The organism is Gordonibacter sp. (genome assembly GCF_036667095.1).
GTDB lineage: Bacteria > Actinomycetota > Coriobacteriia > Coriobacteriales > Eggerthellaceae > Gordonibacter.
Genome location: NZ_JAVWUP010000183.1, coordinates 1 through 4,710, shown reverse-complemented (window position 1 = coordinate 4,710; position 4,710 = coordinate 1). Strand labels below are relative to the sequence as shown.

6 protein-coding genes and 1 tRNA gene are annotated in these 4,710 nt (G+C 59.2%); 5 read left to right on the top strand and 2 right to left on the bottom strand.

Annotation, left to right across the window (positions count from 1 at the left end; all coding sequences use genetic code 11):
- Positions 1 to 255, top strand: a 255-nt coding sequence (locus tag RR842_RS11985; RefSeq protein WP_332729873.1) for a hypothetical protein, incomplete at its 5' end; no start/stop codon positions are given.
- Positions 256 to 397: 142 nt separating this feature from the next.
- Positions 398 to 991, top strand: coding sequence for a TetR/AcrR family transcriptional regulator (locus RR842_RS11980; RefSeq protein ID WP_332729872.1), 594 nt, complete (start codon positions 398 to 400; stop codon positions 989 to 991).
- A gap of 80 nt (positions 992 to 1,071) precedes the next feature.
- On the opposite strand, the gene RR842_RS11975 is transcribed toward RR842_RS11980, so the two are convergent.
- A tRNA-Thr gene (locus RR842_RS11975) sits at positions 1,072 to 1,146 on the bottom strand.
- Between the two features lie 351 nt (positions 1,147 to 1,497).
- Here RR842_RS11975 and RR842_RS11970 point away from each other — a divergent pair.
- The 3 genes from RR842_RS11970 to RR842_RS11960 all read left to right on the top strand — a co-directional run bounded on the left by RR842_RS11970 (position 1,498) and on the right by RR842_RS11960 (position 3,997).
- Positions 1,498 to 2,127: a TetR/AcrR family transcriptional regulator gene (locus tag RR842_RS11970; RefSeq protein ID WP_332729871.1), complete on the top strand. Its 630-nt coding sequence runs from the start codon at positions 1,498 to 1,500 to the stop codon at positions 2,125 to 2,127.
- A gap of 138 nt (positions 2,128 to 2,265) precedes the next feature.
- The gene (locus RR842_RS11965; protein WP_332723247.1) at positions 2,266 to 3,207 is read left to right on the top strand and encodes an ABC transporter ATP-binding protein; all 942 of its coding nucleotides are present in this window, start codon (positions 2,266 to 2,268) and stop codon (positions 3,205 to 3,207) included.
- Complete coding sequence (locus RR842_RS11960) at positions 3,200 to 3,997, top strand: ABC transporter permease subunit (RefSeq protein ID WP_332517416.1); 798 nt, start codon at positions 3,200 to 3,202, stop codon at positions 3,995 to 3,997. The genes RR842_RS11965 and RR842_RS11960 overlap by 8 nt, the downstream gene beginning before the upstream one ends.
- Before the next feature lie 41 nt (positions 3,998 to 4,038).
- On the opposite strand, the gene crcB is transcribed toward RR842_RS11960, so the two are convergent.
- Positions 4,039 to 4,428, bottom strand: a complete 390-nt coding sequence (gene crcB / locus RR842_RS11955; protein WP_332511860.1) for a fluoride efflux transporter CrcB — start codon at positions 4,426 to 4,428, stop codon at positions 4,039 to 4,041.
- Positions 4,429 to 4,710: the final 282 nt, after the last annotated feature.

Below are 4,710 nucleotides of genomic sequence, written 5' to 3'. Positions count from 1 at the left end.
AACGGATCCCAGTCGTTCCAAGAGCTGACTATCTTCGCCATGACAGTCTCCTTTCGAAAGGGGGGAGAACCTTGGTGCCTCCCTCGTTGGTTCAATAATGCGAAGTGGGCGCGCATCGGTCAAAACCCGGGGGGCTCAAATTGTTGGCAAAGCGTGACCTTTAGGGAGCGCCGTATTGACAACGTGACAGAAGAGAAGAATCGTGCCAATATGAGCAACAAAATATGGCATATTGTCCGATCTGCAAAACAATGAGCGATTCAGCAACCGCAATCGTTGACCAAACACCGTTTAGTCTGACTTCTCTTGACGATATAAGATGGTATGCTCAGGTAAAATAGCAGAGCACGCGCCTCGGCGGTGCCCACGCACATCCGGTTCGTGAGGAGGAGGATGCATGCTGCCAGATTTAGCTCGGGGGAACGCTTTTTTTGATTCGCCAGAACTACGTACGAAGATGAAGATACTGCACGCGGTGGACAAGTCTCTCGATCATATAACCATCTCCGAGATATGCGAGAACGCAGGCATATCGCGACAGACGTTCTATCGTCATTTCGAGAGCAAGTACGACATACCTTGGTGGCATGCCATTTTTTGCAGGCAGTTCTACTTGAACGAGATTGGCCGCACGGTCGATTGGAAAACCGGTTACTACCATCACTTAAGGCTCATTTCCCAAGAGCGCGACTTCTACTGCAAATCTATCCAGTACAGCATCAACACGCCTTTTGGGCAGACGGTGATGCCTGAGAACCGCAAAACCGTGCTGCTGGAGACCTTGGAAACCTATCGGCATATACCCATCGACCACAATATGCTGTTCATGGTGGAGGTATTCTCGAAGTTGGAGTGTGAGGTGCTGAACGATTGGTTCAGGTCGAGCGAGCCGACGAACCTAGTGCAATGGACAGACGACCTTCTTAGTATCGTGCCGGATCGTCTCTATCGCGCTCTGAAAGTTGAGGAACCTGCGATGGAGGGTCGGTGAATGATTGCGGGAGCTGAGCCCCGAGTGAGTTCGCGGCAGTAAAAAAGTCAGCCGCCATAAGCGACTGACCTGGTGTTTCATGGAGCCAGCGACAGGAATCGAACCTGCAACCCACAGTTTACAAAACTGTTGCGCTACCGTTGCGCCACGCTGGCAAATCATGCGCGCTTGCGTATTGTACGCTATCCTTCCCGTTTAGGAAAGCCTCGCTTGGCGTGCCTGTTTCGTTTGGATGCCGGTCCGAACAGGCACACCGGTGCCGGCTCGATACGGGCCGCGTGTCACGACAGCCGTATCGTCCTTCTCGTATGCTTGCTGCGAAAAAAACTTTCAGCGGCACCCCTTGGAAAAAATAGTCAATGGACTAGCATGGTCTTCGAAGCGCTTGACCGGCCGGTCAATGGGTCGCTTTTCGGGTACCTGCCTTGCGTGAAAGACGTTGTCGCGGGCGGCAAGATGGAGATGCGCGTTGTGGCAGCGTGCGGGTGCAGATGAGGAGGGGGAACGTGGAGCACGGTTTCGAGAAGTTCGAAAGCCTGCCGGAAGAGCGACGCGAGGCCATCGTGGGTGCGGCGGTGGAGACGTTCGGCCTGAGCGACTACAAAGGCGCCTCGACCGATGCTATCGCGCGCAAGGCGGGTATTTCCAAGGGGCTTTTGTTCTTCTATTTCAAGAACAAGCGCGAGCTGTACCTCTACCTCATGCGGCATCTGATGGACGTGGTCACGAAGGTGGTCGTGGACGAGCGGTTCTACGAGATCGACGACTTCTTCGAGCTGTTCAAATACGCGGCCAACAGGAAGAAGGACGCACTCTCCAAGATGCCCTATCTGCTGGATTTCAGCATCCGCGCTTTCTATCCCGAGCACAAAGACGTCAAAGACACGATGAACGGCTGGACCCAGGCCCAGATCGACCTCATGTTCTCGACGTTCTTCAAGAACGTGCGCCTGGACAAGTTCCGCGACGGTGTCGAGCCTAAAAAGGTGGTGGACATGATGATCTGGATGGCCGACGGCTATCTGCACCAGCAGCGCAGTATGAGCCGTGCTATCGATATCGACGCGCTCATGGTCGAGTTCGACGAGTGGTGCGAGATGTTCAAACGATACGCGTACAAAGAAGAGTTCCAATAGGACCACGCGGTTCTGCAGCAGGGCGCATCTGCTTCCTGCGACCAGCCGGTACCGAAAACGGTTTACGAGAGAAAGAGCGCCCCGGCGCGAGCGCGAGCATGCGCTGTTGCGGGGTAGCGGAAACGAAAGGAGTGCGTCATGGCGGCGGCACTAGAACTTCGCGGTTTGACGAAAGACTATGGGAAACAGCGCGGCATCTTCGACGTATCGCTCGAAGTGCAGCAGGGGGAGGTGTTCGGCTTCCTTGGTCCCAACGGTGCGGGCAAGACTACTGCGATGCGCCATCTCATGGGTTTTGTGAAACCTGGTGCCGGCGAGGCGCGCATCGGCGGGCTCGCTTGCTTTTCCGAGCGGGCCGCCATCCAACGTACGCTGGGGTACCTACCTGGTGAGATAGCCTGTATGGACGAGATGACGGGCAGCGCCTTCCTCGAGTTCATGGCTCGCATGAAGAAGCTGGCCGATCGAGTGCGGCTGCACGAGCTGGCCGATTACTTCGAGCTGGATCCCTCGCGCAAGATACGCAAGATGTCGAAGGGCACCAAGCAGAAGGTGGGCCTGGTGTGCGCGTTCATGGGGCGACCCGACCTGCTGCTTCTCGACGAGCCGACGAGCGGGCTTGACCCGCTTATGCAAGGGCGCTTCATCGACCTGGTGCTGGCCGAGAAGGAACGCGGGGCAACGGTGTTTCTCTCGTCCCACCTGTTCGAAGAGGTGGAGCGCACATGCGACCGCGTGGCGTTTATCCGCGACGGGCGCCTGGCGGCGGTGGAGCGCATGGACGACGTGCGGCGCTCGCGCAAGCGGGTGTACGTTATTGCCTTCGCCTATGCCACAGAGCGCGATCGCTACGTCGCCTCCCATCCGGAAGCGCAGATCAGGGGTGCGGTGAGCGCTGAGATGGTCGTGGCGGGAGGGGCGGATGCGTTCGTGAAAGACCTGGCTGCCTTCGAGGTGGCCGACCTTGCAGCGCGTGAGCAGACGCTCGAGGAGCTGTTCTTGCACCTGTACGGTTCATGCTCCGACGATCGTCCCGGCTTGCGATCGACCGCTTCGTCTGAAAGGGGTTGTCATGAATAGGACGCTGTTTGCCAAGGAGATGCGCTCCGGTGCGTTCGTCACGGTGATTATTGCGGGGGTGCTGGCCCTGTACATTGCCACGATAGCGAGCATGTTCGATCCGGCACTCGGGGAGAGCCTCGACGCCATGATGCAGAGCATGCCCGACCTGTTCTCCGCATTCGGCATGGCCAAGCCTTCGACCACGCTGCTGGATTTCCTGTTGAACTACCTGTACGGCTTCCTGTTGACGACGTTTCCGCTTGTGCTGGTGCTTATCTTGGTGAACAAGCTGGTGGTGCGCTATCTCGACCGTGGGACGATGGCGTACCTGCTGGCCACGCCGGTGAGCCGTGTGCGCATCGCTGCCACGCTAGCCGGCGTGTTGGCATGCATGCTCGTGCTGCTCATGGCGGCTACGTGGGTCCTTGAAGCAGGATCGGCCGAACTTTTGTTCCCGGGCGAGCTGGACATGGCCGGCCTTGCTCGTGCGAATGCGGGCCTTCTGGGCCTGTGGCTCGCGATGGCGGGCTTGTGCTTCCTGTCGGCCTGCGCGTTCTCGAATGCAAGCTTGGCGCTCTGGGCGGGCGGCGGGGCGTGCATCCTGTCGTTTCTGGTGCAGATGGTGTCGCAGGTGGGCGAGAAGTTTGAGTTTCTGAAGTACGCCACGCCGCTTACGCTGTTCGATGCTTATGGTCTGGCTGCAAACGATGCGGCGGCTTGGGCAGGCGCGGCGGCGCTGTACGGGGCGGCTGCAGTGTTGTTCTCGGCGGGTGTGGCCGTATTCAGCCGACGCGACTTGAACGTCTAAGCACGAGGCCCGATGAGGCGGCGGACGGTCGCCTGGGACGATTACCCTGCCGCCTCCATCAGGGCACGCGCGCTGCGCATGAGAATCCTGCCTACCACGACGCCTGCCACGCACAGCGCAAGGCTGCCTCCGGCGTACAGGGCTCCCATGCCGTACCTGCCGCCTTCTAGCAGCGCCAGCGTCTCGAGTGAGAATGTGGAGAACGTGGTGAACCCGCCGCAGAGGCCCGTTTTCAGAAATAGCAGCGCATTCGGCGGCATGCCGGGCCAGCTGTCGGCAGCTTCGACAACGGCTCCGATAGCCACCGCGCCTGCGAAGTTTACGATGAGCGTCATGAGGGGGAAATCGCCCTCGTAGGGCACCAGCCCCAGCAGATAGCGCGCCACCGCGCCGATGAACCCTCCGGCACCCACGCACAGTATCGAGAGCATGCCCGCGCCTTTCCGTCGTTTTCCTCAAGGGCACCAGTATACCCTTGTCGTCGGGTGCTGTAGCCTGAAAGGGCGCAGGTGCTGTGCGAGGCGACCGAAGCGCAGCGGGGCGCATGCCGGGAGGCGGGGATGCGGCACAGCCGAGGGTCCTCGTTGCCCGCACGCCAGCATTGGAGCGAGACGGTCGGAGGTGGAGTGCGTTGCCTTAAGCGTTCCTTAACATCCGCTTAAGAGGCGGATACGGTTGCTTCGTCCGGGGTGTCGTCGGCTGGTGCGGCGCTT